The sequence below is a fragment of the Pseudomonas sp. WS 5411 genome (assembly GCF_012985595.1).
Classification (GTDB): Bacteria; Pseudomonadota; Gammaproteobacteria; order Pseudomonadales; family Pseudomonadaceae; genus Aquipseudomonas; species Aquipseudomonas shahriarae.
Map to the genome: position 1 here is coordinate 17,083 of NZ_JAARMC010000004.1, position 24,634 is coordinate 41,716.

Below are 24,634 nucleotides of genomic sequence, written 5' to 3' on the forward strand. Positions count from 1 at the left end.
CTGATGAATAGTTTTGCGCAACCGCTCCAGAGCAACGCCCCGCTGATCAACCGCGACCGCCTGTGGCAATCCTTGATGGACCTGGCCCAACTCGGCGCCACGGCCAAGGGCGGCGTATGCCGCCTGGCCCTGACCGACCTCGACCGCCAGGCCCGCGACCTGTTTGTGCAGTGGTGCACAGCGGCCGGGTGCAGCGTCAGCGTGGATGCGATCGGTAATATCTTTGCCCGCCGCGCCGGGCGTAACCCCAACCTGCCACCGGTGATGACCGGCAGCCACATCGACACCCAGCCCACCGGCGGCAAGTTCGATGGATGCTATGGGGTGATGGCCGGCCTGGAAGTGATCCGCACCTTGAATGACTTGGGCGTGGAAACCGAAGCGCCGATTGAAGTGGTGGTGTGGACCAACGAGGAAGGCTCACGCTTTCCGCCGTGCATGATGGGTTCGGGAGTGTTTGCCGGCAAATTCGACCTGCAGGAAACCCTCGACAAGCAGGATGAGCAAGGTCTGTCGGTGGGCGCCGAGCTGCAGCGCATCGGCTACGCCGGCCCGCGTGCGGTGCTCGGGCACCCGGTGGGCGCCTACTTCGAGGCGCATATCGAACAGGGCCCGGTCCTCGAAGATCAGGCCATCACCCTCGGCGTGGTCATGGGCTGCCTGGGCCAGAAGTGGTTCGACCTGACCTTCACCGGCGTCGAGGCCCACGCCGGCCCCACGCCCATGCGCCTGCGCAAGGACGCCCTGGTGGGTGCCGCGCAGGTGGTCAGTGCGGTCAACCGCATTGCCCATCAACAGCAACCCCACGCCTGTGGCACGGTCGGCTGCCTGACCCTGCATCCGGGCTCGCGCAACGTGATTCCCGGCCAAGTGCAGATGACCATCGACCTGCGCCACCTGCATGCCGACAAGCTGCAGGCCATGGTCGATGAAGTGCGTGAAGTGATCGAAGCCACAGCCAAGCAGCATGGCTTGAGCTATGAGTTGACGCCCACCGCCGACTTCCCGCCGCTGGACTTTCACCCGACCTGCGTCAACGCCGTGCGCGATGCTGCCCAGGTGCTGGGCCTGAGCCACATGGACATTGTCAGCGGCGCCGGGCACGACGCAATTTTTGTCGCTGAACTGGGCCCGGCCGGGATGATTTTTGTGCCGTGCGAAGGCGGTATCAGCCACAACGAAATCGAAAACGCCGCGCCGGATGATTTGGCCGCCGGCTGCGCGGTGCTGCTGCGGGCCATGGTCAATGCCGCGCAACAGGGAGGTGAAGCAGCATGACGCAGATCGCCAACCTGACGGCTGTAGAACTGCTGGCACGCTACCGGGATAAGAGCCTGTCGCCGGTGGAAGTGACCGAAGACACTCTGCTGCGCATCGAGCGCTACAACCCGGTGGTCAACGCGTACTGCCATGTCGACCCCGAGGGCGCCTTGAACGCCGCACGGGCTTCGGAGCAGCGCTGGTTCAAGGGCGCGCCCTGCGGGGCATTGGACGGGGTGCCGGCGTCGATCAAGGACTTGACCCTGACGGTAGGCATGCCCACACGCAAGGGCTCACGCACCTCCTCCGCCACCGGGCCGTGGGACGTTGACGCGCCGTTTTCGGCGTTTATGCGCAAGGCCGGCGCCGTGTTGCTGGGCAAGACCACCACCCCGGAATTCGGCTGGAAAGGCGTCACCGACAACCCGCTGTACGGCATCACCCGCAACCCCTGGGACACGCGCACCACAGCCGGTGGTTCGTCCGGCGGCGCGGGTGCAGCGGCGGCGCTGAACCTTGGCGTGTTGCACCAGGGCAGCGATGCTGGCGGCTCGATCCGCATTCCCTGCGCCTTTACCGGCACCTTCGGGATCAAGCCGACCTTTGGCTACGTACCGCAATGGCCGGCCAGCTCGATGACGATCCTCTCGCACCTGGGGCCGATGACCCGCACCGTGGAAGATGCAGTGCTGATGCTGCAAACCGTGGCCCAACCGGATGCCCGGGACGGCCTGATCGGCGCGCCGCGCAACACGCCATGGCTCAAGCCGGGCACGGACCTCAAGGGCCTGCGCATCGCCTACAGCCCGGATTTTGGTTACGTGGACGTCGATCCGCAGGTGGCCGAGGTGGTCGCCCAAGCGGTCGCGGGCCTGGTGCAACTGGGAGCGCATGTCGAACAGATCGACCCGGGCTTCAGCGATCCGCTGGAGGTGTTCAGTACCCTGTGGTGTGCCGGCGCGGCGCGCCTGACCGGGCAGTTGACCGACGCCCAGTGCGAGCTGCTCGACCCCGGCCTGCTGCGCATTGCGCAACAGGGCGAACGCCTCGGCCTGGCCGACTTCAGCGCCGCCCTGGAGGCCCGGGCGGCATTGGTGGCGCGCATGGCGGCGTTCCATGAGCACTACGACCTACTGGTCTCGCCGATGCTGCCAATCACCGCCTTTGACGCCGGGCATAACGTGCCACCGGGCTCCGGGCTGTGCGAGTGGATGGAGTGGACGCCTTTCAGCTATCCGTTCAACCTCACCCAGCAACCGGCGGCCTCGGTGCCGTGCGGGCTGGCGGCCAATGGTTTGCCGGTGGGCTTGCATGTGGTGGGTGCGCGGTTTGCCGATGAGCAGGTGCTGCGGGTGTGCCAGGCGTATGCCAGGGCGTTCCCGACCCAGCATTTGCAAGTACCGCATACGCCCACCTGAAACGCGATCACCTGCAGGAGCCGGCTGACCGGCTCCGACTACAGGTTGCTGCGGGATTAGGCTTTGATATCGGAGCCCTTCAAAGGCTGCTCACTATCAATCTTGAGCAGGAAGTCGGCGCGACGATCACCGTTCAGGTCAATCTGCAGCGTGGACTGATGGGCTTGAGCGTCGTACTCCAAAATGGCCTGTCGACCTTCACCGGTAAACCGGCTGACGAACCTCATGGGTTTTTCCGCAATGTCACGCCTCGGCGCTGATTCAACTCCATGCAGCGCTTCATCAACCACTGAAACGTCACGCTCATCCACATAAGTAGCCTCTGGCCCCGTCGCCCGCAGGTTGGACACGTCGATCTTGTCCTTGCCCGACACGAAGTCGGTGATTCGATCAGGACTCTGCGGTGTCGATTGCTGCGCATTCAAGAACAGGTAGGAGTTCCTGCCACCGCCGCCAGTCAATATGTTCTGGGTAAGGTTGCTGATAAAAATATCGTTTCCCGCCCCACCCTTGGCGTTTTCGATGGTCGTGCCCTTGGCAATGAATACATTTTTTTTCATCCCGCCGACATCCGACGGTGCGCCCTCGTTGAGATTGATCACCTGATTATCGCTAAACCCAGAAAAATCCAGCGTGTCTACACCACCACCGTCCCAGACTGTAAACACCGGAGCGTCTCTGGATGAACTCAAACGATAAGCCTCACGGTCGGCATTGGGGTTGAAGCCATAGGTGGTATCGCCCGTCCGGGTTTCGTGGTTCGCCCCGTAGAGTTTCTGGATGGCGGCCATGTCATCCACCATCGGTGTAGAGGGCTGGTAGTTGATGCCGTTTTTTACGAAGGACTGGCCAGTATGCTGCTCACTCCAGTAGCTCATGATGCTATGCCCGCTGGAGTCCTCCGCGTAGGTAGCCGTCGCGTAACTCGAACCTGTAGGAAGGCTTCTGAACGGGTGCGACAACCCCAGGGCATGCCCCAGTTCGTGGGCGGTGGTTCTGTGCCCGTCGTTGGAATGGCTGGGGGCTGTATGGACCTCATCCGATCCGGCCAGCCATATTTCAGAGGCTGCACCGAACCGTGGAATACGCGGGTTTGCCGCCAGATATCGCTGTGTCGTTTCAGAAGGCAGCGTCGTCGCGAAAGCGTTTTTGCCGTCAGCGCTTTCATTGAAGTTTCCAAAGTTGATATTGCCCTCACTCACCGCTCCCTGACCCTGTTCGGTGAAGCGCACATTCGCCACATCCGACCATTGGTCCATGGCCTGCCGCGCTGAATCCTTCTGGGCCTGATTGAATTCACTGAACCCACTCAGGCCCAATGCCCGAAAAAACGGCCCGGCCGTCGTTCGAAACTGGTAGGTGACATCAGTTTTTCCATCACCATTGGTATCGTGCCAACGAGAATTGTCACGGGTTATCTCATCGGCGGCCTGCTCGACGGTATATGAAGGTTTGCCGTTGATTGTGCGTTCGCCACCGCGTTGATCGTGGTGAAGGACACGATCCAAGTGAGTCACGGTATTGCTGGCAAAGGGAGAAAGGTTAAACGTTGTTGAAGTCGACATGTTGCGTCTCCTTTTCACTGGTGCAGTGAAGTGGTGAGAAATGCCGGGGGACGAGCCCGCCTGGGCACATCCCAAACTAGCCCTGCACACAGCGAGCAGACATAGGCCTTTCCTTAAGGAAAGCGTGAGCCCACGCGCACGCGCTGAGCCCTGGAGCAACGCACTCATCGAAGAGGTGCGTGGTATCGTTGACACTTTTCGCGAGCACGCTCGCTCCTGCCTCGGAGCCGACATGGACATCGAACTGGCACGCACTTTCCTGGAAATCACCCGTTGCGGCAGCCTGGCCGCTGCCGCCGAGAAACTGCACGTTACCCAGACCGCCATCACCGCCCGGGTGCAAAAACTCGAAAGCCAGCTCGACAGCACCCTGTTTGTGCGCAACCGCGCCGGGGCGCGGTTGACGGCCGATGGCGAGGCATTCGTGGTGTATGCCAATCAACTGGTGCAAACCTGGGAAGCCGCACGCCGCGACCTGCCGTTACCCGAGGGCTATCGCAATGTGTTGCATATCGGCGGCGAAGTCAGCCTGTGCAACCCGCTGATCCTCGGTTGGGCCAAGGCCCTGCGCGAACACATCCCCAGCCATGCGCTGCGCACCGAAGTGCGTGACGGGGAGTACCTGTTGCGCCAGCTGGAACTGGGGGTGCTGGATGCGGCGCTGGTGTTCCAGCCGCAGTACTGGCCGGGGTTGCAAGTGGAGCAGGTACTGGAGGAAAAACTGATCCTGGTGCGCCTGGCCACCCGCCCCGATCCCTATGTGTATATCGACTGGGGCGCGGGCTTTCGCCAGCAACACGACGCCGCCCTGCCGGACAAGGCCCGCGCGGCTGTGAGTTTCAACCTGGGGCCGTTGGCCTTGCAGTACATCCTGGAGAACGGTGGCAGCGGCTATTTCCGCACGCGGGTGGTGCAGAGCTATCTCGAAAGCGGCGTGATGGAGCGCGTGCCCAAGGCCCCGGAGTTCAGTTTCCCGACCTACCTGGTGTACTCGCGTGAGCGTGATTCGGCGATCCTGCAGCAGGCCCTGGTGCTGCTGCGCGGGGTGGTCAAGGCCGAGAGCGATTGGTCACAGCGTTGGGATCCGGTGCTTTGAACCGATGCCCATGGTAGCCTCCTGATGTTTTCTCCTGGTCCCACCTGCCGATGAACAAGAAAAAATCCGTCACCATCAGCGACATCGCCAAACGCGTCAATATGACCACCATCACGGTGTCGCGGGCGTTGAGCAAACCTGACCTGGTCAAGCCCGCCACCCTGGCGCGGATCCTTGAGGTGGCGCGCGAGCTGGACTATGTGCCCAACGCCTTTGCTCGCGGGCTCAAGCGCAGCGAAAGCCTGATCATCGGGGTGATCACCGCGTCGGTGGACAACCCGTTCTACAGCGAAATGATCAAGGCGATTTCCCGCGAGGCGAAAAAGCACGGCTACACCATCATGCTGGTGGACACCGACGAGCTGGAAGAATTGGAAAGCAAGGCCGTGGATACCCTGCTGGGTTATCGCGTGGCGGGGATTATCCTGTCGCCGGTCTCCGACGAGCCCGACTACCAGCCCGATTACCTGGAGCGCCTGGGCAACGGCAAGACCCCGGTGGTGCTGCTCGACCGCACGATCCACGACAGCCCGTTCAGCCGCGTGGTGCTGGACAACTACCACAGCGGGATCGAGGCCGCGCAGTACCTGTTGCGCCAGAACCCGGCGCTCAAGCGCCTGCTGGTACTGACCGGGCCGCAGCATTCACGCATCACCGTGGAGCGCCTCAAGGGCCTGCGCGAAGTGCTCGCCGAGCACCCCCAGGTGCAGGTCGAAGTGTGCGCCGGCGACTACACCTTGATGCCCTCCTACCTGCACACCCTCGACTACCTGGCCGCGCACCCCGCGCCGGAGGCGATCATGGGTTTCAACCAGTTGATCACCCTCGGCGCCCTGCGCGCCTTGCGCATGCACAATATCCCCCACGACAGCCTGACCATCTGCGGCATCGACCGCCTGCCGTTTGCCGATATCTTCGGCGTGCCGATTGCCTGCGTGGCCCACGATGCGTCGCTGGCCGGCAGCAGTGCAGTGCGCCTGTTGCTCGACCGCCTGCAAGACCCGCACAAACCCCGGGACAAGGTGGTGATCGCCGGCAAGCTGGAGAACGGCTAGCGGCTGGTGTAGCCGCCATCAATCGGCAGGCTGACCCCACTGATCATGCTCGCGGCCTCACTCAACAGGAACAGCACCGGCAACGCCACTTCCCGGGGCTGCGCAAAACGCCCCAGGGGAATCGCCGCCAGGGCCGGGTCGCGTTTGGCCGGGTCGGACCAGGCCTGTTGCGCCATCGGCGTGAGGGTCACGGTAGGGTTGACGCTGTTGACGCGGATCCCGAAACGTCCCCATTCGGCACATTGCACACGGGTGATCGCATCCAGGGCAGCCTTGGACGCGCAATAACCGAGGTGATCCTCCAGCGCCACCAACGAGGCCTGGCTGGAAACGTTGACGATACTGCCGGCGATACCTGCCGCGATCATCGCCGCCGCTACCCGGCTGGCGACTTGCGCGGCGGCGCGGGCGTTGACGTTCATCACGTGGTCGAAGGCGGCGCTGCTGATCGCCGCTGCCGGTTCCAGGCGCGAGATCCCGGCGCAATTGACCAGGCCGTGCATGGGCGGCAAGCCCTTGAGGGCCAGGTCCAGGGCGGCGCTGTCGGCGATGTCCAGGCACAGGGTTGCACAACCCAATTGGGACAGAGCGTGGGCGTCGCGGCCAATGGCAAAGACCTGGGCGCCGCTGGCGATCAGTTGCAGGGCGATTTCCCGGCCAATACCGCTGGTGGCGCCGGTAACAAGGATGCGCTGGTGGCTAAAGTCGAAGGTGGTGGTCATGGATTACGGTCTCGAATGCAATGGAGAACCCCTGTGGGAGCTGGCTTGCCTGCTCCCAAATCTTGGTCTGTGTTCACTTAACTCATTTGCAGGCTGTGCATGATCGGTTTGAGTGCCGGATACAGCCTCAGGTAGTCGGCAAAAGCGCGGTCGTATGCCTGCACATTTTCAGCCCCCGGCTCGGCCCGCAGCTGCAACTGCACCCAGCCTTTGTCCATTTGCGCCTTATCCACCAGCCCCACCGTGTGCGCCGCCAACAACGCTGCGCCCAGCGCCGCCTCCACTTCCTGGACGATGGTGTACACCGGGTAGCGGGTGACATCCGCGATAATCTGCATCCACAAATCCGAATGGCTCGCGCCGCCCACCACGATCAACCGTGGGTCCAGGGAATGGGCACCGCGCATGCCCGCCTCGATATTGTGCCGCAGGGCAAAACTCACGCCTTCGAGCACCGCGCGGTACAGGTGGATGCGGCTGTGATACAGGTTCAGGCCGACAAAGCTGCCGCTGGCCTGGTCATCCCACACTGGGCTGCGCTCGCCCATCAGGTAGGGCAAAAACAACAGCCCTTCACTGCCCGCCGGGATCGCGCGCGCGCGCTGCTCCAGCAGCCACAGGCTGTCTTGGCCGGTGGCCTGGGCCTGTTGCTCCTCGGCCTGGCAGAACTGCTCGCGAAACCAGCTTACCGAGGCACCGGCAGTAATCGCGCCGCCAAAGATGTACAGGTCCTGCTGGCCGTTATAGACATGAGGCATGCTCACCAGACCATGGCGGGCATCCACCTGCTGGTTGAGGTAGCCCCAGCACATGCTGGTGCCGATCATCGCCACGTGGTTGCCCGGCCGGGTGACGCCGGCCGCCAGGGTCGCCATCGCCGCATCGACGCCACCGGCCAGCACCGGCATGCCCGGCGCCAGGCCCAGGCGCCTAGCCCATTCCGGCAGCAAACCGCCCACCACTTCGCCCGAATACAGCAAGCGCTCGGGCATCATTGCCAACGGGATATCCAGCGCCGCCAGCATCTCGACGGACCAGCCGCGCGCGGCCACATCATAGACCCCGCCGATATTGCCGGCGCTGCTGTGATCCACCGCCACCTCACCGGTCAGGCAGTAATTGATATAGCTGTTGGGCGGCAGCAGGTAGCGGGTGTTGGCCCAGACGTCGGGCTGGTGCTGCTTGAGCCAGAGCATCTTGGTGAAGCCGTAGTAGCTGTCCAGGGAGTTGCCGGTGACCGCGAACAGGCGCTCCAGGTCAACCTGCTCGCGGACCCAGGCCACCTGCTCGCCGGCGCGGCGGTCCATCCAGATCAGGCATGGGTGCAGCGGCTTGATCTGCGCATCCACGGCTATCCCCGAGCCGCCGTACAGGCTGCTGATGCACAGCGCCTTGACCTGCTCTTTGACGACCCCGGCCTTGCCCATGCACCCGGCCACACAGGCCTCCACCGCGTCCAGCCAGACCTGCGGCCACTGCTCGGCCCAGCGCACTTTTGGCGTGTCCACGCGATAGCCCTGGCTGTGCTGGGCAATGATCCGACCCTCACCATCCACCAACAGCGCCTTGGTGCTTTGGGTGCCAATGTCCACGCCAATCACGTATTTCATACTTATTGCCCCGGCTTGAGCAGCACCTTGATCGACTTCACCGAGTTGGCCAGGTCGAACGCTTCGGCCCAGTTATCCAGGGGGAAGTCGTGGGTGACGATGCCCTTGGACGTCACCAGGCCGCGCTCGAACAGGTCGATGGCCACCGGGTAGCAATACGGCCCCAGGTGTGCGCCGCGTACGTCCAGTTCCTTGCGGTCACCGATGATTGACCAGTCGGCACTGGTCTCGGCGCCGAACACGCTGAACTCGACAAACCGCCCCAGCTTGCGGATTAAATCCAGGCCCTGGGTCACGCCGGCCGGCACGCCAGTGGTCTCGATATACACGTCGCAGCCGTAGTTGTCGGTCAGGCCATTGATGATCGCGCGGGCGTTGTCACGGGCCGGGTTGATCACCACATCGGCGCCGTATTTTTTCGCCAGCTCCAGGCGCTCGTCGACCATGTCGATCACCACCAGCTTTTTCGGGGTCTTCAGCGCAGCCACCTGGACCATGCACAGGCCCAGGGTGCCGGCACCGGCAATCACCACCACGTCATCGAGTTGCAGGTCGCCACGGTTGACCGTATGGATCGCGCAGGCCATGGGCTCGATCAACGCCGAATCCTCCAGGGACACCGACTCGGGAATCTTGTGCACGATGGCGGTCTTGGGGATGCGCATGTACTGGGCCATGCCGCCTTCGGCCACTTCGCGCTGGAAGCCGAAAATGTTGTGCACTTCGCACATCCAGTACTTGCCGGACTTGCAGAAGCGGCACTTGCCACAGGGCACGATCTGCTCGGCGATGACCTTGTCGCCGACCTTGACCTCAAAGTGCTCCTCGGCGCCCTCGCCCACTTGCTCCACGTAACCGAAAAACTCGTGCCCCGGCACCACCGGCGCCTTGACCCACGGGTTGTCGCCACCCCAGAACATCGCCGCGCCCGAGTGGCATTTGCAGTCACTGGCGCAGATCCCGCAGGCGGCAATGCGGATCACCAGTTCATTGGGCCGCGCCAGGGGTTTGCTGATGCGCTCCAGGCGGTAGTCTTTCGGGCCGTGGCAGACGACGGCTTGCATTTGGCTGTGCTTTTCCATGATGTACTGACCTTTATTGAAGATGAGAGAGCCCGTCGCGGCCACGGCGGCCGCGTCGAGGTGCTGGTTTTTTTACTTGTGGCGCTGACGGCTGATAAAGATCGCCAGCAGAATAATTGCGCCCTTGATCACGCTCTGCACATAGGGCGAGACCCCGAGCATGTTCAGGCCGTTGTTCAACACGCCCAACAGCATGGCGCCGAGCAAGGTGCCGACAATCACCCCGCGCCCACCGGCAATCGAGGCGCCGCCCAGGACCACCGCGGCAATCGCATCCAGCTCGAAACCGATGCCGGCGTTGGGTTGGCCACTCATCAGGCGCGAGGTCAACACCAGCCCGGCAATCGCTGCGGTCAGGCCGCTGATGCCATACACCAGCAACTTGAAGCGCGCCGCGCGCACCCCGGACAGGCGCACCGCCTCTTCGTTGCCACCGATGGCGTAGATGTAGCGACCGATGCGTGTGTGTTGCAGTAGCACGTAGGCCATCAGGTAGGTGAACAGCATGATCAGGATCGGCACCTGGATGCCCAGCAGGCTTTGGCGGCCAAAGAAACCAAACCACTCCGGCAGCCCGGAAATCGGATAGCCATCGGTGTACATCAGGCCGAAACCCCGGGCGATGCCCATGGTCGCCAGGGTGACGATGATCGGCGGCATATGCAGGTACGCCACGAACAGCCCGTTACCGATACCAAAGGCCACGCCGATCAACAGGCCCGCGCCAATCGCCAGGCCCGGCGGCAGGCCCGCGACCATCAGCCCGGCGGTCAGGGTGCCGGACAAGGCCATCACCGGCCCCACCGACAAGTCGATACCACCGGTGAGGATCACGCAGGTCATGCCCACCGCGATGATCGCGTTGATCGACACCTGGCGGCCGATATTGGACAGGTTGCTGGCGGTGAGGAAGTTGTCGCTGGCCACGATCATCACCGCCGTGACCACCAGCAGCCCGATAAACGGATAGAACGCCGGCGAGCGCACCAGTCGTGCCAGGTTCAGCCGTAACCCCTGGGTACCTGCGCGGTTAATGGACGTATTCACTTGAGCCCCCTGTTGCATGGCGCATGACCTCTTGTGGGTTGACGGCGGACGCTTCCAGTACCTTGACGATGGCGCCCTTGTGGAACACGGCGACGCGGTCGCACATGCCGATGATTTCCGGCAGTTCGGAGGAAATCATGATGATTGCGTAGCCTTGCTCGGTGAGCTTGCGCATCAGCGCGTAGATCTGTGCCTTGGCGCCGACGTCGATGCCACGGGTTGGTTCATCGAACACCAGCACATCGCAGTGATGGTTGATCCAACGAGCAATCACCACTTTCTGCTGGTTGCCGCCGCTCAGGTTGAACACCCGGCTTTCGCCGCTCGGCGCCTTGATCGACAGTTGCTGCATCAACGCTTCGACACTGGCGCACTCCTTGCCCTTGTCGATCAGGCCGCTGGCGCCCTGGTACTTGTGCAGGTTGTTGATGGAGATGTTTTCGCGAATGCTGAAATCGGTGATCAGGCCTTCGCTCTTGCGACTTTCCGGCAACAGACCGATGCCGTGGGCCAACGCCTGGGCCGGGTCGTCGAGGCTGATTTTGGCGCCGCGCAACCACACATCCTTGGTCACCGACGGCAGTGCGCCCATCATCCCCAGTGCCAGCTCGGTACGGCCCGAACCGACCAGCCCGGCAAAGCCGAGGATTTCGCCCTGGTGCAGGTGGAACTGGTTGTGGGGGCCATTGCGTTGCAACTGGATATCCCTGACCTCCAGCAGCAGCGGCCCGCGCGCGGCGGTGGGTTTGGCGGGAAAACTGCATTCCAGCTTGCGGCCCACCATCATCTCCACCAGGCGGTCAATATCGCTGTCGGCCACGTCGGTGACGCCGGCATTGCCGCCGTCGCGCAACACGCTGATGCGGTCGCACACCTGGAAGATCTCCTCCAGATGGTGGGAGATAAAAATCACCGCCACGCCCTGGCGCTTGAGTTCGCGCATGATCTCGAACAGCAGTTCGGCCTCGCTCGGCGTCAGGGTCGCGGTGGGCTCATCGAGCACCAGCAGCCGCGCCTCCAGGGCCAGGGCCTTGGCGATTTCGACAAACTGCTGCTCGGCCACGCTCAGGCGCCGCACCGGGCATTGCAGGTCGATGCTCACCCCCAGGCGCTGAAACAATGCCTGGGACGCCTCATGCATATCGCGCTTGCGCAGCAGGCCGAAGCGGTTGTTCAGCTCATGGCCGAGGAAAATGTTCTCCACGGCCGTGAGGTCGGGAATCAGGCTGAACTCCTGGAAGACAATGCCGATACCGGCGGCAATCGCATCGCGATACGTCGCAAAGTGCCGGGCCTGCCCGTCAATCAGAATGCGCCCTTCATCCTGGTGCTCGACGCCGCCGAGGATTTTCATCAGGGTCGATTTGCCCGCGCCATTTTCCCCGAGCAAGGCATGAATTTCGCCGCGTTCCACCTGCAGGTTGATGGACTTGAGGGCTTGCACCCCGGGGTAGCGCTTACAGATATTTTCCAGTTGCAAAAGACTGCTCATACCGCCGACCTCTCGTTCAGAAGGATGCCCTGTGCCCCACGATTGACGTGGGGCATGGACGGTTTACCAGCTGAAATCCTTGGCCTTGGCCTGGTCGATCAGGGCGATGTCCACCGGGATACTGGCGGGGACATGGGAGCCCCACTTCTTCGCCAGGGCGATGCCCAGGGCCAGGCGGATCTGGTCGCGGGGGTACTGCGCCGAGGTGGCGATAAACTTGCTGCCTGGCTTGAGGATGGCCTTGATCGCTTCCGGTGCGCCATCGACGCTGACCAGCTTGACGTCCATGCCGCTGGCCTCGATGGCCGACAGTGCGCCGAGGGAGCCGTTGTCATTGACGCTGAAAATGCCCTTGAGGGTGGGTTGGGCCTGGAGCATGTTTTCGGTCACGCTCAGCGCCTGGTCACGTTCCTGCTTGCCGTTCTGGATGCTGACGATCTTGATCTGCGGGTGCTTGGCCACGGCTTCCTTGCAACCGCGCACGCGCTCGAGGATCGGTACCACGGCGATGCCGTCGAGGATCGCGATATTGCCTTGGTCGCCGATGCTCTTGGCCAGGTATTCACAGGCCTGGAAGCCGGCGTCGAAGTTTTTCGAGCCGACGAAGGAATCCAGCGGCCCCTCGGCCTGGGCATCCACTGCAACCACCACCACACCCGCGGCGTGGGCCGATTTGACGGCGGACTGCACGCCGACCGAATCCGTGGGGTTGATCAGCAGGATGTCGATGCCCTTTTGCAGCATGTCTTCCACGTCACTGACCTGCTTGGACACGTCGTGGCGGGCATCGGTGATGATCAATTGCGCACCGATGGTCGCCGCCGCTTCTTGCAGGGCGTCTTTCATGGTGACGAAGTACGGGTTGTTGATTTCCTGGAAGGAAGCGCCGATGCGCATGGGGGCAGGCTTGGTGTCGGCCAGGGCGACGGTGGAGATGCTTAAAGCCAACAAACACAGGGTTTTGCGAAGCATTTTCATGGCGTGGTTCTCTGTTTTGTTTTTATTTTTAGAGCAAATGTTATCGTTAACATTTTGCCAGAAGCTAGCAAGGAAATGCGGTGGGTGCAAGCCCCTTGCGATATCCCTTGTGGGGGCGGGCATGCTCGCGTGGGTCGTTAAGGCGCGCACCCGAGGTGTTCTTACTAACGCGATCGCAGCGATGTGGCGACCCGACAAACCAGCGCCCACAGGGGCAAGCTCAGCTCGCAAAATCCTCAGGCCGGACTAAGCTCACTCACCAACAAAAAATACAACGAGCGACGCCATGACCCATCCCACCGAGGCCTTTCGCGAACGCTACCGTGCCGCTGTCCACCCACGCTATAACCCGTGGCTGCATGCCGGTTTTGTACTGCTCTACGGTTTGTCCTGCATCCTCCTGGCCTGGGGCAGCACCCAGCACATTCAGGCCTGGGAATGGCTGACCATCCCCCTGACCCTGGTGTTCTTCAACCTGTGCATCTACCTCGTCCACCGCCACCTGGGCCATCACAAACACGCTGTCGCCAAGCTGTTCTATGCACGCCACACCGGCGATCACCACAGTTTTTTCACCCCTGGCCATATGACCTACGACAGCCCCAGGGACTGGCGGGTGATCCTGTTTCCCGCCTGGCTGATCGTTGTCCACAGCCTGGCCATCACCCTCCCCGCCTGGTGGCTGCTCAAGCAGTTAAACCCCAACGTGGCGGGGTTGTTCGCCGGGTGTATGATCCTCGGTTACCTGCTCTACGAAACCTTCCATGCCTGTGAACACCTGCCCCCCGAGCATCCCCTGGCACGCCTGCCGTGGATCCGGCACATGCACCAGCTCCACGCGTTGCACCACCGCCGTGAGTTGATGCAAGGGCGCAACTTCAACATTGTGCTGCCGCTGATGGACTATCTGTTCGGCACGTTACACTGGGAGCCCGTCACGCCCCCCTCCAAAGCCCCTCGGGACACACCATGAATCAAAAAATCCGTCACTTGCTGCTCCTGGTATTGATCGTCGTCGTGGCCTTCCTGCTGCTGATGCCCACCCAGGTGCAACCGGTCAACTGGACACCACCCAAGGCACCCTCGCTGAAGGATGGGCCCTACAGCGAAAACCAGCGCCTGAAGGACGTCCAGCGTATCGGTGCCCTGGGCATCGACGGGCCTGAAGCGTTGCTGGTGGATGCCGAGGGGTTTCTGATCACCGGCCTGCATGACGGGCGGATCATCCGCACCGCACCCGACAGCCAGACCCTGGAGGTGCTGGCCCATACCGGGGGGCGGCCGCTGGGCCTGGCGCAACACCCGGACGGGCGGCTGATCATTGCCGACGGGGTCAAGGGCCTGCTGGCACTGGACGGCCAGCGCAAACTGGCCAGCCTGACGACCAGCGCCAATGGCCTGCCCTTCGGCTTTACCGATGATGTGACGGTGGATGCGGCCGGGCGCTACGCCTACTTCAGCGACGCGTCGAGCCGCTGGGGCTATGGCCAGGATGGTGAGGCGGTGATCGAGCATGGTGGCGATGGCCGCTTGTTGCGCTATGACTTCAGCAACGGCCAGACCGAGGTGTTGCTCGATCAACTGCAATTTGCCAACGGCGTGGCGCTGGGGCCGGATGAGGCCTATGTGCTGGTCAATGAGACCGGGGCCTATCGCATCAGTCGCTATTGGCTCAAGGGCGACAAGGCGGGCACCCATGACCTGTTTATCGACAACCTGCCAGGGTTGCCGGACAACCTCACTTTCAACGGCCGGGATCGGTTCTGGGTAGCCCTGTATTCACCGCGTAACCCGCTGCTTGATGGCTTGGCCGGTTACCCGGCGGTCCGCAAGATGGTGGTACGTGCGCTGCTGGTACTGCCCAAGCCCGTGGAGCGCAAAGCCTTTGTGCTGGGGTTGGACGTGCATGGCCAGGTGATCGCTAATTTGCAGGATGGCAGTGCCGGCAACTATTCGCCGGTGACCACGGCGCGCGAACATGGCGACTGGCTGTACCTGGGCTCGCTGAAGAACACCAGCATGGCCCGCTTGCCACTGAAACTGGCGCTGTAGAAGCCGACTTGCCGGCGATCGCCGGCAAGCCGTTTTCGGTTAGCGCACGATGGTCTGGCTGCAGATATGCCCCAGGCTTACGTACTGCGTGATGTTGCCGCCCACGCCAACACCGGGGAACTCTTTGAGCTCGATGCGCCAGCCGCCCATGTTGAACCAGGTCCGCCAGTTGTAGGTCTGGCCGGACGAGCTGTCCGGGTAGACCGCATTGAGATCGCCGGAGCAGGTGCCCAGGTCGACATTGCCGGAGGCCGCGCCAGTGATACCGGTCTTGGCCTCGTAGTTGACCCAGTGGTAGTTGATGGTGTTATCGAAGCGCTTGTCGACCCGCAGCACCGGGGTCACACCCCGCAACGGCTCACCGGTGCTGTCCGACCATTGGGTGCTCCAGCTCAGGCTACGGGCAGCCTGAGTAGCCAGTTGCATGATCGAACTGGGAATGCGCACCACGTTATCGCCATTCACATTGCTCTGGTTCAGTCGCGGCGCCGAGCCAAAAGACAAGAGGTATCGCGCCTGCGGGTTGAGCGCCACTGCCGGGTTGGCCCGCACCCGAACCTTTACGGTGTAGCCAGGCGTGAGGTTGGGGTAGGTGGAGGTGTTGTTTGGCTGGATCACCACCCAATTGTTGCCATCGAAGCGCTCGAAGATCCACTGGTCGCGGGTGCCCTCGCCGTCATCGCCAAGGAACATGCCCACACCCTGGCCGCGCAGCGCGGTGAAGTCGAAGTAATCGACATCGTTGACGCTGTCGAGGTTGCCGGTCACCTGGTTCAGGGCATCCGGCAGGGCGAACGCGGTTTGCGCGGTGTCGTTGGGCTCGAAGGCGTCGATATTGCTGTCCACCGCCACGCCAAAACTGAACTGCGAATTGCTCGCGGCTTTGGCCACCATGTACCAGTAGTAATCGCCGGCAGGCATCACGCCGTTGAGGTATTCATCAGCGCTATCTGCGTTATCAGAGGTGCCCAGCAGCGTCAGGTTGCCCTGACCATCGTCATGGAACAGGCTCAACGACATATCGGTACCGGCGCTCTGGTTCAGCAGTTGGACCTGGATGCGAGCGTTTTTCGGCAGGTTGAAGTGATAGGCTATTTCGGCCCCGGTCTCTACCCCGGTGAGGGTGTACAGGGTGTTGATATCCAGGGTCGGGAACTGTGGGGTAAAAGCCGCGATCGCCGCGCCTTGCAGTTGATCCCGCTGCGGCTTTTGCAACTCGCCGATCACCGCCTCAAAGGGCGCAGCGCTGGCTGCGGCTTTGCTCGCCGGGGCCTTGGGTTTGGCTGCCTTGGCCGCCTTGAGTTTTTGCTTGAGTTCGACCGACAATTTCGACGACTGGACCTTGCCCCCCACTTTAAGCACCTGGTCGACCGCTTGCTTGACTGCCTGGGCGGACAGTTTGGCTGGGGCTTGCGAAGGGTATTGTTCGGCCAGGGCAAAGGCCGAAACGAAGCAGGAGGCCGCCATGGCCGCGCCCAGCATAAAGGCTTTTTTCGATTTCATTTTTTATCCATCCATAGTTAAAAAATTGTGGCGTCGGTGCGCGGTGAAATCCGTTCACCTGGGATGGACTGTAGGATAATGCTGTATGCATGTACAGTATTTTTTCAAATAGATGTAAGGAGGATGTGATCAGTGCTGTAGGAGAAACTGACCTTGTTGCGAGGGACTTATCCCTAGCCACCCAGGCAATTTTTTCACATCGCTTTCACTGGCCGACCACGCCCCGCCCCCTAAATTGCCCAGCAACACAAACGGCTGTATCTCAGGTGTCAGGGTGAAGAGTGTGGTTGACATAAATTGCCCGGATGAGGGCCGGGCGAAAACCTTCAAGCAGTTATGGCTGCGTTTCGTTGCGCTCATCGCCCTGTGCCTGGTGGTGATGGGCGCAATGCTCTGGCCAACCACGCCACCGAACCTGGGAATCGACAATCGCCTGGTCACTTCGGGGGCCTTGGCGGCCTGGCGCAGTGGCGACCTGATCGTACTGGTGCGCCATGAAGAACGCTGCGACCGCTCTGGCAACCCCTGCCTGGGCCCTGCGGATGGCTTGAGCCGCCCCGGCGGTGTCTCGGCCGTCGCCGTGGGTAGCGCGTTCCACGCCCTGGGCATGTCCCACAGCGATGTGGTGAGCAGCCCCACCACGCGTACCGTGCAAACCTCACGACTCATGTTCGGCGATGCCCAGATATTGCCCGACCGCTTGACCTTATGTGGCACGGCCCTCGCCCACGATCTGCCGGTACGCAAACGCCCTGGGCGCAACCTGTTGCTGGTCACCCACAGCGAATGCATCGGTGACCTGGAGCGGGTGCTGGGTTACCCCCACGCCGATGGCGCCGAATATGGCAGCTCACTGTTCGTTCAAATCAATGCGCATGGCAAGCTCAAGGTGCTGGGTGTACTGAACAGCCAGGACTGGCCCACCGCCCTTGGACACCTTTAGCGATCAGCTCACGATATCGCTGCGCTGCAGTTCTCCCTGCACCTCCAGGACAAAGGCCGGCTGGTTGGGTTTTCCCGAAATCTGCAACGTGCTCATGTTCGACTGTCGGTCATAGGCGACGATGGCTTCACCGCTCACCCCGGTAAAACGGCTGACAAACTGCAACGGTTTATCACCCAGCTGCGCCCTGATACCTGACACGTCAACCTTGTCCTCGCCGCTGACAAAGTCCTGGATCCGGTCCGGTGCCGTGGCGCTGGAGTCGTTGTCATCGCCACCGCGCAGTTCGTTATTCGCGGCGTTGCCCACCAGCCAATCGTTGCCTGTCCCACCCTTGGCATTCTCGATAGTGGCGCCATAAGCAATGGAAACGTTGCCTTTTAGGCCATCCACATCGGAAAACGTACCCTCTTCAAGACTGATTTTCTGGTCTTGGCTGTAGCCCGAGAAGTCAAGCGTGTCATTGCCGCCACCGTCCCAAATGGCGGCGACCATTTTGTCGTGCTTGGTATTGACGCTCAGGAAGTCACGACCGGTATTGGAATTGAAGCCATACGTGGTGTCGTCTTAGCGGGTCTGGTGATTGACGCCATATTTGGATTGGTAAGCGTAAATATCGTCGAGCTGGGGAGCCGACGCCCGAAAGCCCCCATGATTGGCATAGGTCGTGCGTTCGCCCCTATAGCTCATGACGCTATGGCTTTGAGAGTCTTCATGGGAGTCGATCTTCGAACGATCGAGAATGCCGTTGTAGTTGCCGGGGTGCGTAAGCCCCATTGCGTGGCCCAGTTCATGGATGATCGTATGGCGACCGGCATCACCAAGCTGGGCTTTGGGCAAGGACATATCTTTATCATTGCTTACAAACCAGACATCGCCCCCCTGCCCTTTAGCATCCGGCAGTACCGTATGGGCTTGAAGGGTCACAGCGGAGCAAGAAATACTATTTATCTCTTAAGCCGGCAGGAAAGCACCACGGCCTTGCGCAATGCCCATGAGCGCCTCATCACCCCGGCAACGGAATCACCCGCAACGGCCTGACCGACTTGTAGGAAAAGCTCGAGTAGATTTCCTTCACACACGGCAATGTCTGCAACACCTCACGGGCAAATTCGCCGAAGGACTCCAGGTCCCTGGCCACCACTTCCAGTAAAAAATCATAGCGGCCGGACACGTTATGGCAGGCGACGATTTCCGGGATGTCCAGCAACCGCTGTTCAAACGCCCGGGCGATTTCCTTGGAATGGGTATCCATCATGATGCTGACAAAGGCCGTAACCCCGTAGCCCAGGGCTTTGGGCGAAAGGATCGCCTGGTAGCCGCTGATCACGCCGCTGTCTTCCAGGTTCTTGACCCTTCGCCAGCAGGGCGAGGTGGTCAGGGACACGCGCTCGGCCAGTTCGGCGACGGTCAGGCGAGCGTTGCCTTGCAGGGCGTTGAGCAGGGCTTTGTCGGTACGGTCCAGGCTGCTGGGCATGTCTTGCCTCAAGTTGTTATTTTTATGGGATTTCATCCTTCGCCACAGGCTTTTCTCGGCAAAGTAGGCAACGTTCTGCCTCGGTTATGAGCATAGCATTGTAGGAAATAAGGAGTGTCCGACATGCACAATAAACACAACACATTCGGCTTTTCTACCCGTGCCATTCACTACGGCTACGATGCGCAAGACCATCACGGTGCCCTGGTGCCGCCGATCTATCTGTCGGCGACCTTTGCCTTCCCGACCGCCGAATACGGCGCAGGGTGTTTTGCCGGTGAAGAAAGCGGGCACTTCTACACACGCATTTCCAACCCGACCCTGGCGCTGCTGGAATCACGCATGGCCACCCTGGAGGGCGGCGAGGCCGCAGTGGCATTCAGTTCCGGCATGGGCGCGATTGCGGCGACCTTCTGGACCCTATTACGCCCCGGCGATGAGGTGATCGTCAGCCAGACCCTGTACGGCTGTACTTTCGCCCTGCTGCACCATGGCATTGGTGAGTTCGGCATCAAGGTGCGCCATGTCGACCTGGCAGACCTCGACGCCCTGCGCGCCGCACTCTCCCCCGCGACCCGCATGATCTACTGCGAAACCCCGGCCAACCCCAACCTGCAATTGATCGACATTGCCGCCGTGGCCAAGATCGCTCACCAGCAAGCCAACGTGACCATGGTGGTTGATAACACCTACTGCACCCCGTACCTGCAACGCCCGCTGGAACTGGGCGCGGATGTGGTGGTGCATTCGGCCACCAAGTACCTCAGCGGGCATGGCGATATCACTGCCGGGATCGCCGTCAGCCGCCATGACCTGGCGCAGCGCATTCGCCTGCAGGGCTTGAAGGACCTGACCGGGGCCGTACTGTCGCCCCAGGACGCCTTTCTATTGATGCGCGGCCTCAAGACCCTGGCCCTGCGCATGGATCGCCATTGCAGCAATGCCCAGGCCGTGGCCGAGGCCTTGCAGGCCCACCCGGCAGTCGAGTCGGTGACCTACCCCGGCCTGCGCTCCTTCCCGCAATACGAGTTGGCAGCACGTCAGATGAAACTGTCGGGCGGCATGATTGCCTTTGAACTCAAGGGCGGCATCGCCACCGGCAAACGCTTCATGAACGCGCTCAAGCTGTTCAGCCGCGCAGTGAGCCTGGGCGACGCCGAATCCCTGGCCCAGCACCCGGCCAGCATGACCCACTCCACCTACACCCCGGAGGAACGTGCCCAGCACGGGATTGCCGAGGGACTGGTGCGCTTATCGGTGGGGCTGGAGGATATCGCAGACCTGCTGGCGGATATCGAGCAGGCGCTGGCGCATTGCGTCAAACGCGCACCGGCGAGCAAACCGGCGACGCATTCCGCGTAGAAATGGGGGGGTTACTTCACCAGCCGGGTTTCCTTTGAAGGCCGGTAGCCGAAGTAGGCGCTGTAGCATTTGCTGAAGTGGCTGGGCGACACAAACCCGCAGGCTACCAGCACTTCGACCTGGGACAGTTCGGTGTGCTGCAGCAGGCGCCGGGCCTCGGTGATGCGCAGCTCCATGTAGTAGCGCTGCGGTGTGGTGCCCAACTGCTCGCGGAACAAGCGCTCCAGTTGGCGCCGCGAGCGCCCGGCATACACCGCCAGTTGCTCCAGGGCCAGGGGTTCTTCGAGGTTGGCATCCATCAGGCGCACCACCTCGCGCAGCGGCGCACTCACGCAGATATTTTCGGCGGGCTTGATCCGCCGGTAACGCGACTCCTCAAACGCCAGGATATCTTCAATGCCCTCCACCAGCGCCTTGTCGTGCAGGCTCTTGATCCAGTCCAGGGCCATATGGAACGCGCCCGAAGGGCTGGACGCGCTCAGTCGGTCGCGATCAATCACATAGGGCTCGCTGCTGACCTGGGTGGCCTTGGCGATTTCCGTCAGGGCCGGGCGATGTTCCGGGTGAATGGCGCAGCGATAGCCGTCCAACACCCCGGCCTTGCCCAGAAACCACGCGCCGTTCCATAGGCCGGCGAGGATCACACCCTGTTGCGCTGCAGCCTTGAGCAGTTCGATAAAGCTTTCACCGGCCTTGAGCTGGGTGCGATAGCCGCCGCAAATCACCAACAGATCAAGGTCGCCCAGGGCGTTGTGGTCGAGGCGCGCGTCCGGGCGAATCACCAGGCCCAGGTCGCTGATCACCTCCTGCTCGTCCAGGCCAAAAGTGCGTGAAGTGAACAACCCCGGGCGCTGCAGGTTGGCGGTGATCAGGGTGTCCAGCGCCTGGGTGAAGGCCGGCAGGGAAAAGTGTTCCAGCAACACAAACCCTGCACGCACCTGGCGTTGGGCCTGGCCCGGGGTTTCGTTCAGGTAGCGCAGGTTCTTGCCTTTCATCCCGCCGCTGAATTGCCGTCTTTCCATGAGTGTTCAACCTGTGTGCGGCGCGGTATGAGGCGCCATCGCCGGCAACAGCTTAGGGCTTGATGTTTTTCAACTGGTTGAGCAAGTCGAGCAGTTGCTGCAATTGCTCTTCGCCGAACTGTTCCTGGATCTTCTGGTAGTTGCTTTCCATCCCCGCGCTCATCTCGACGAAGCACTGTTGCCCCTGCTCGGTGAGGGTCACGAACACCCGGCGCTGGTCTTCGCTGGACTTGCGCCGACGCACGATGCCGTCGCGTTCCAGGCGCGCCAACACGCCGGTCATGCTCGGTTTGAGGATGCAGGCCAGGTGCGCCAACTGATGACTCTCCAGTTCGCCCTGCTGGCGCAGGATCCGAATCACCCGCCACTGCTGCTCGGTCAATTGATGTTCATTGAGCAACGGCCGGAAAAACGCCATGGCGGCTTCGCGGGCCTGCAGCAGGGTCAGCGTCAGGGAAGGTCTGGGAGTGGACATGGCTCACGCACAAAAGAGATCGAAGCGTCGAAGCTTAGGGTCGGCTCCACGGGCATGCAAGCCGGCCGCCACACAAACTCGTTAACCTCGACACGAATTATTTTAAAGCAGCGCAAATTGTCTACCCATAATAAATATAACATGTTAACAATATGCCACTCCCTTCAGCGATCCGAAGGGCGATACCTACAAAAACAACAAAAGGAATCTGTCATGCATTTGCGCCTCCTTCCCCTGGCGGCCAGCGCTGGCCTGTGCGCTACGTTCAGCCCTTTGAGCGCCTACGCCGAGTTTATCCAGGACAGCAAGGCCAGCCTCGACCTGCGCAACTTCTATATGAACCGCGACTTTCGCCAAACCAACGCGCCGCAGAACAAGGCCGATGAGTGGGCCCAGGGCTTTGTGCTGCGCCTGGAGTCGGGCTACACCGAAGGCCGGGTGGGCTTTGGCGTGGATGCCCTGGGTGAGCTGGGGGTCAAGCTCGACTCCAGCCGCGACCGCCGTGGCACCGGGCTGCTGCCGTATGGCGCCAGCCAGCAGCCCGTCGACAATTACAGTGAGCTGGGCCTGACGGCCAAGGTGCGGGTCTCGAAAACCGTGCTCAAGGCCGGCACCCTGCAGCCGCAGTTGCCGGTGGCCGCCTACAACGACACCCGGCTCCTGCCTTCGACCTATAGCGGCGAGTTGCTCACCTCCCAGGACATCGCCGGCCTGACCCTGAACCTGGGCCGCCTGGAAAAACAAAACCTGCGCGACTCTTCCAGCAACGACGCGATGAGCTACGCCGGCGTCGACAGCAACCACCTGGACCTGGCCGGCGGCACCTATGCAATCACCCCACAGCTGGCGACGACTTACTACTACGCACAGATGCAGGATATCTACCGCCAGCACTTCATCGGCCTGGTGCACGACCTGCCGCTGAGCAACGGCATGAGCCTGCGCAGCGACCTGCGCTACTTCGATACCCGCGAACAGGGCAGCCATGAATTGCGCGGCGCTTCGCGGGTGGACGGCGGGCGCATCGACAACCGGTTCTTCAACGGCATGCTGAGCCTGTCGACAGGGGCGCACAAGTTCGGCCTGGGCTACCAGAACCTGTCAGGCCATGGCGATTTCGCCTACCCCGGCATGGACCCCTACTCGGTCAACCTGGTAACCATCAATGTGTTCACCAAGGCCGAGACCGATGCCTGGCAAGCGCGCTATGACTACAACTTCGCCGCCCTCGGCCTGCCGGGGCTGACCTTTATGACGCGCTATGTGGACGGCAGCCATGTGCAGACCGCCAGCGTGCGCAATGGCCGCGAATGGGAGCGCGATACCGACCTGACCTACACCGTGCAGAGCGGGCCGCTGAAAAACGTCAACGTCAGGCTGCGTAACGCGACCCTGCGGTCGAGCAACGGCCTGACCAGTGATATCGACGAAAACCGCATCATCGTCGGCTACAGCCTGGCGCTGTGGTGATCAACGCAGGCCCGATTGACGCAGGCGGTACTCCCCCGGCGTCATCTGTGCATAACGCTGGAAGAACCGGCTGAAATAGGCCGGGTCCTTGAACCCCAACTGGTAGCAGATTTCATTCGCGGAACTGCCGGTAAACAGCAGCAGGCGCCGGGCTTCCTGCATCAGCCGTTCCAGCACCAGGCGCTTGGACGGCAGGTCGGCAATACGCCGGCATACGTCGTTGAGCCGCGCCTCGGTCACGCCAATGTGCTCGGCGTACGCCGACAGCGGCCAATGCAGCAAATAGTGGTCTTCGATCAGTTCATTGAAGCGATGGAAGATGCGCAAGTCTTCGTGGCGCGCCGGGCGTGCTTCCAGGGAATTGGCGCACAGGCGCAGCAGGCTGATCATGATCAGGCGGGTCAGGCTTTCCAGGGCTGTCGCCCGCCCGGCGCCCGTACTGTTGACCTCGTTGCACAGCTCGTCGAACAGCCACTCCAGCCGCTTGATCTCGGGCTCAAACGTGGGTGCCAGGCGTGCCAGCGCGACGCAGGCGGGCGGTATCTGCGGGCCGGGCGCAAGGCTCGGGTCGGCATCAATCAGCGCCCGTACCAGTTGCTGGCGCACGGTCAGGACATGGCCGTCGGCATCGGCTTCGGTGACAAAGGCATGGGCTACCGTGGGCGGCGTGAGAAAAAACATCGGCCCGGATTCCAGGTACTGCTGATCGTCGAGGTAGACCCGCACGGCGCCGCTCTTGACGTAATGCACCTGGAAAAACCGGTCATGACGATGCACGGGCATGTTGCGCCCGAAAAACCCCGCCAGGTTGCCGAGCCGGTCGTAATGCACGTCGGCATCGCTGTAGCGCTGGTCGTAGACCTGGCCGATGTTGATGTTGGGGATCGGTTTCACAGGCGCCTCTTTATTGTTTTTTGCACCCGATGATTTTGCCACGCTTGACGGTAGTTAACATATTAATTATAACGTTAACACATTAACGAACTGCCTCCAGAGCAGTCGCCA

23 protein-coding genes are annotated in these 24,634 nt (G+C 61.8%); 10 read left to right on the forward strand and 13 right to left on the reverse strand.

Features of this window, described 5'->3' with window-relative positions; translation table 11 throughout:
* Positions 1-3: 3 nt before the first annotated feature.
* The gene (locus HBR93_RS09270; protein ID WP_057960106.1) at positions 4-1,278 is read left to right on the forward strand and encodes a Zn-dependent hydrolase; all 1,275 of its coding nucleotides are present in this window, start codon (positions 4-6) and stop codon (positions 1,276-1,278) included.
* Positions 1,275-2,678, forward strand: a complete 1,404-nt coding sequence (locus HBR93_RS09275; RefSeq protein WP_169960169.1) for an amidase — start codon at positions 1,275-1,277, stop codon at positions 2,676-2,678. The genes HBR93_RS09270 and HBR93_RS09275 overlap by 4 nt, the downstream gene beginning before the upstream one ends.
* A gap of 56 nt (positions 2,679-2,734) precedes the next feature.
* Here HBR93_RS09275 and HBR93_RS09280 read toward each other — a convergent pair whose 3' ends face one another.
* Positions 2,735-4,243, reverse strand: a complete 1,509-nt coding sequence (locus HBR93_RS09280; RefSeq protein WP_169960170.1) for a M10 family metallopeptidase C-terminal domain-containing protein — start codon at positions 4,241-4,243, stop codon at positions 2,735-2,737.
* 232 nt (positions 4,244-4,475) lie between these two features.
* Here HBR93_RS09280 and HBR93_RS09285 point away from each other — a divergent pair, with 232 nt between their 5' ends.
* Together HBR93_RS09285 and HBR93_RS09290 are read left to right on the forward strand one after the other, a co-directional pair.
* Positions 4,476-5,339, forward strand: a complete 864-nt coding sequence (locus tag HBR93_RS09285; RefSeq protein ID WP_057441615.1) for a LysR family transcriptional regulator — start codon at positions 4,476-4,478, stop codon at positions 5,337-5,339.
* Positions 5,340-5,389: 50 nt separating this feature from the next.
* Positions 5,390-6,394 (forward strand): LacI family DNA-binding transcriptional regulator, encoded by a 1,005-nt coding sequence (locus tag HBR93_RS09290; protein ID WP_057441621.1) that lies wholly within the window; start codon positions 5,390-5,392, stop codon positions 6,392-6,394.
* Here HBR93_RS09290 and HBR93_RS09295 read toward each other — a convergent pair.
* The 6 genes from HBR93_RS09295 to HBR93_RS09320 all read right to left on the reverse strand — a co-directional run bounded on the left by HBR93_RS09295 (position 6,391) and on the right by HBR93_RS09320 (position 13,325).
* Complete coding sequence (locus HBR93_RS09295) at positions 6,391-7,116, reverse strand: SDR family oxidoreductase (RefSeq protein ID WP_169960171.1); 726 nt, start codon at positions 7,114-7,116, stop codon at positions 6,391-6,393. The genes HBR93_RS09290 and HBR93_RS09295 overlap by 4 nt on opposite strands.
* A gap of 77 nt (positions 7,117-7,193) precedes the next feature.
* Positions 7,194-8,726 carry an FGGY-family carbohydrate kinase gene (locus tag HBR93_RS09300; protein WP_169960172.1) on the reverse strand — a complete coding sequence of 511 codons (1,533 nt, stop codon included), beginning with the start codon at positions 8,724-8,726 and terminating at the stop codon, positions 7,194-7,196.
* A 2-nt stretch (positions 8,727-8,728) separates the two neighbouring features.
* Positions 8,729-9,808, reverse strand: coding sequence for an alcohol dehydrogenase catalytic domain-containing protein (locus HBR93_RS09305; RefSeq protein WP_057441625.1), 1,080 nt, complete (start codon positions 9,806-9,808; stop codon positions 8,729-8,731).
* Between the two features lie 72 nt (positions 9,809-9,880).
* Complete coding sequence (locus HBR93_RS09310) at positions 9,881-10,873, reverse strand: ribose ABC transporter permease (RefSeq protein ID WP_169960173.1); 993 nt, start codon at positions 10,871-10,873, stop codon at positions 9,881-9,883.
* Entirely contained in the window at positions 10,839-12,347 is a 1,509-nt protein-coding gene (locus HBR93_RS09315; protein ID WP_057960112.1) for a sugar ABC transporter ATP-binding protein, read from the reverse strand. Before HBR93_RS09315 ends, HBR93_RS09310 begins: the two co-directional genes overlap by 35 nt.
* A gap of 63 nt (positions 12,348-12,410) precedes the next feature.
* Positions 12,411-13,325, reverse strand: a complete 915-nt coding sequence (locus tag HBR93_RS09320; protein WP_057444288.1) for a substrate-binding domain-containing protein — start codon at positions 13,323-13,325, stop codon at positions 12,411-12,413.
* A 286-nt stretch (positions 13,326-13,611) separates the two neighbouring features.
* Between HBR93_RS09320 and HBR93_RS09325 the strand changes: the two genes are divergently transcribed.
* Together HBR93_RS09325 and HBR93_RS09330 are read left to right on the forward strand one after the other, a co-directional pair.
* Positions 13,612-14,298 carry a sterol desaturase family protein gene (locus HBR93_RS09325; protein WP_169960174.1) on the forward strand — a complete coding sequence of 229 codons (687 nt, stop codon included), beginning with the start codon at positions 13,612-13,614 and terminating at the stop codon, positions 14,296-14,298.
* On the forward strand, positions 14,295-15,377 hold the full coding sequence (locus HBR93_RS09330; protein WP_115128593.1) for an SMP-30/gluconolactonase/LRE family protein: 1,083 nt from the start codon (positions 14,295-14,297) through the stop codon (positions 15,375-15,377). The genes HBR93_RS09325 and HBR93_RS09330 overlap by 4 nt, the downstream gene beginning before the upstream one ends.
* Positions 15,378-15,416: 39 nt before the next feature.
* Here HBR93_RS09330 and HBR93_RS09335 read toward each other — a convergent pair whose 3' ends face one another.
* On the reverse strand, positions 15,417-16,880 hold the full coding sequence (locus HBR93_RS09335) for a hypothetical protein (RefSeq protein WP_169960175.1): 1,464 nt from the start codon (positions 16,878-16,880) through the stop codon (positions 15,417-15,419).
* Between the two features lie 283 nt (positions 16,881-17,163).
* Here HBR93_RS09335 and HBR93_RS09340 point away from each other — a divergent pair, with 283 nt between their 5' ends.
* Positions 17,164-17,823 (forward strand): histidine phosphatase family protein, encoded by a 660-nt coding sequence (locus tag HBR93_RS09340; protein ID WP_222932492.1) that lies wholly within the window; start codon positions 17,164-17,166, stop codon positions 17,821-17,823.
* Positions 17,824-17,826: 3 nt separating this feature from the next.
* Here the strand turns inward: HBR93_RS09340 and HBR93_RS09345 are convergent, their stop codons facing one another.
* The gene (locus HBR93_RS09345; protein ID WP_169960275.1) at positions 17,827-18,345 is read right to left on the reverse strand and encodes a M10 family metallopeptidase C-terminal domain-containing protein; all 519 of its coding nucleotides are present in this window, start codon (positions 18,343-18,345) and stop codon (positions 17,827-17,829) included.
* On the opposite strand from HBR93_RS09345, the gene HBR93_RS09350 reads away from it, so the two are divergent.
* Complete coding sequence (locus tag HBR93_RS09350; protein ID WP_169960177.1) at positions 18,325-18,864, forward strand: hypothetical protein; 540 nt, start codon at positions 18,325-18,327, stop codon at positions 18,862-18,864. The two genes, HBR93_RS09345 and HBR93_RS09350, sit on opposite strands and share 21 nt — an antisense overlap.
* Here the strand turns inward: HBR93_RS09350 and HBR93_RS09355 are convergent.
* A complete protein-coding gene (locus HBR93_RS09355; protein WP_032863716.1) occupies positions 18,830-19,300 on the reverse strand; it encodes an Lrp/AsnC family transcriptional regulator in 471 nt (156 codons plus the stop codon). The two genes, HBR93_RS09350 and HBR93_RS09355, sit on opposite strands and share 35 nt — an antisense overlap.
* A gap of 123 nt (positions 19,301-19,423) precedes the next feature.
* Between HBR93_RS09355 and HBR93_RS09360 the strand changes: the two genes are divergently transcribed.
* Positions 19,424-20,662: a methionine gamma-lyase gene (locus HBR93_RS09360; protein WP_115128595.1), complete on the forward strand. Its 1,239-nt coding sequence runs from the start codon at positions 19,424-19,426 to the stop codon at positions 20,660-20,662.
* A gap of 11 nt (positions 20,663-20,673) precedes the next feature.
* Here the strand turns inward: HBR93_RS09360 and HBR93_RS09365 are convergent, their stop codons facing one another.
* Together HBR93_RS09365 and hpaR are read right to left on the reverse strand one after the other, a co-directional pair.
* Positions 20,674-21,684: a GlxA family transcriptional regulator gene (locus tag HBR93_RS09365; RefSeq protein ID WP_169960178.1), complete on the reverse strand. Its 1,011-nt coding sequence runs from the start codon at positions 21,682-21,684 to the stop codon at positions 20,674-20,676.
* Positions 21,685-21,736: 52 nt separating this feature from the next.
* The gene (gene hpaR, locus HBR93_RS09370) at positions 21,737-22,159 is read right to left on the reverse strand and encodes a homoprotocatechuate degradation operon regulator HpaR (protein ID WP_057441641.1); all 423 of its coding nucleotides are present in this window, start codon (positions 22,157-22,159) and stop codon (positions 21,737-21,739) included.
* 213 nt (positions 22,160-22,372) lie between these two features.
* Between hpaR and HBR93_RS09375 the strand changes: the two genes are divergently transcribed.
* The gene (locus HBR93_RS09375; protein ID WP_120734452.1) at positions 22,373-23,629 is read left to right on the forward strand and encodes an OprD family porin; all 1,257 of its coding nucleotides are present in this window, start codon (positions 22,373-22,375) and stop codon (positions 23,627-23,629) included.
* Here HBR93_RS09375 and hpaA read toward each other — a convergent pair whose 3' ends face one another.
* Complete coding sequence (gene hpaA / locus HBR93_RS09380) at positions 23,630-24,523, reverse strand: 4-hydroxyphenylacetate catabolism regulatory protein HpaA (RefSeq protein WP_057441645.1); 894 nt, start codon at positions 24,521-24,523, stop codon at positions 23,630-23,632.
* Positions 24,524-24,634: the final 111 nt, after the last annotated feature.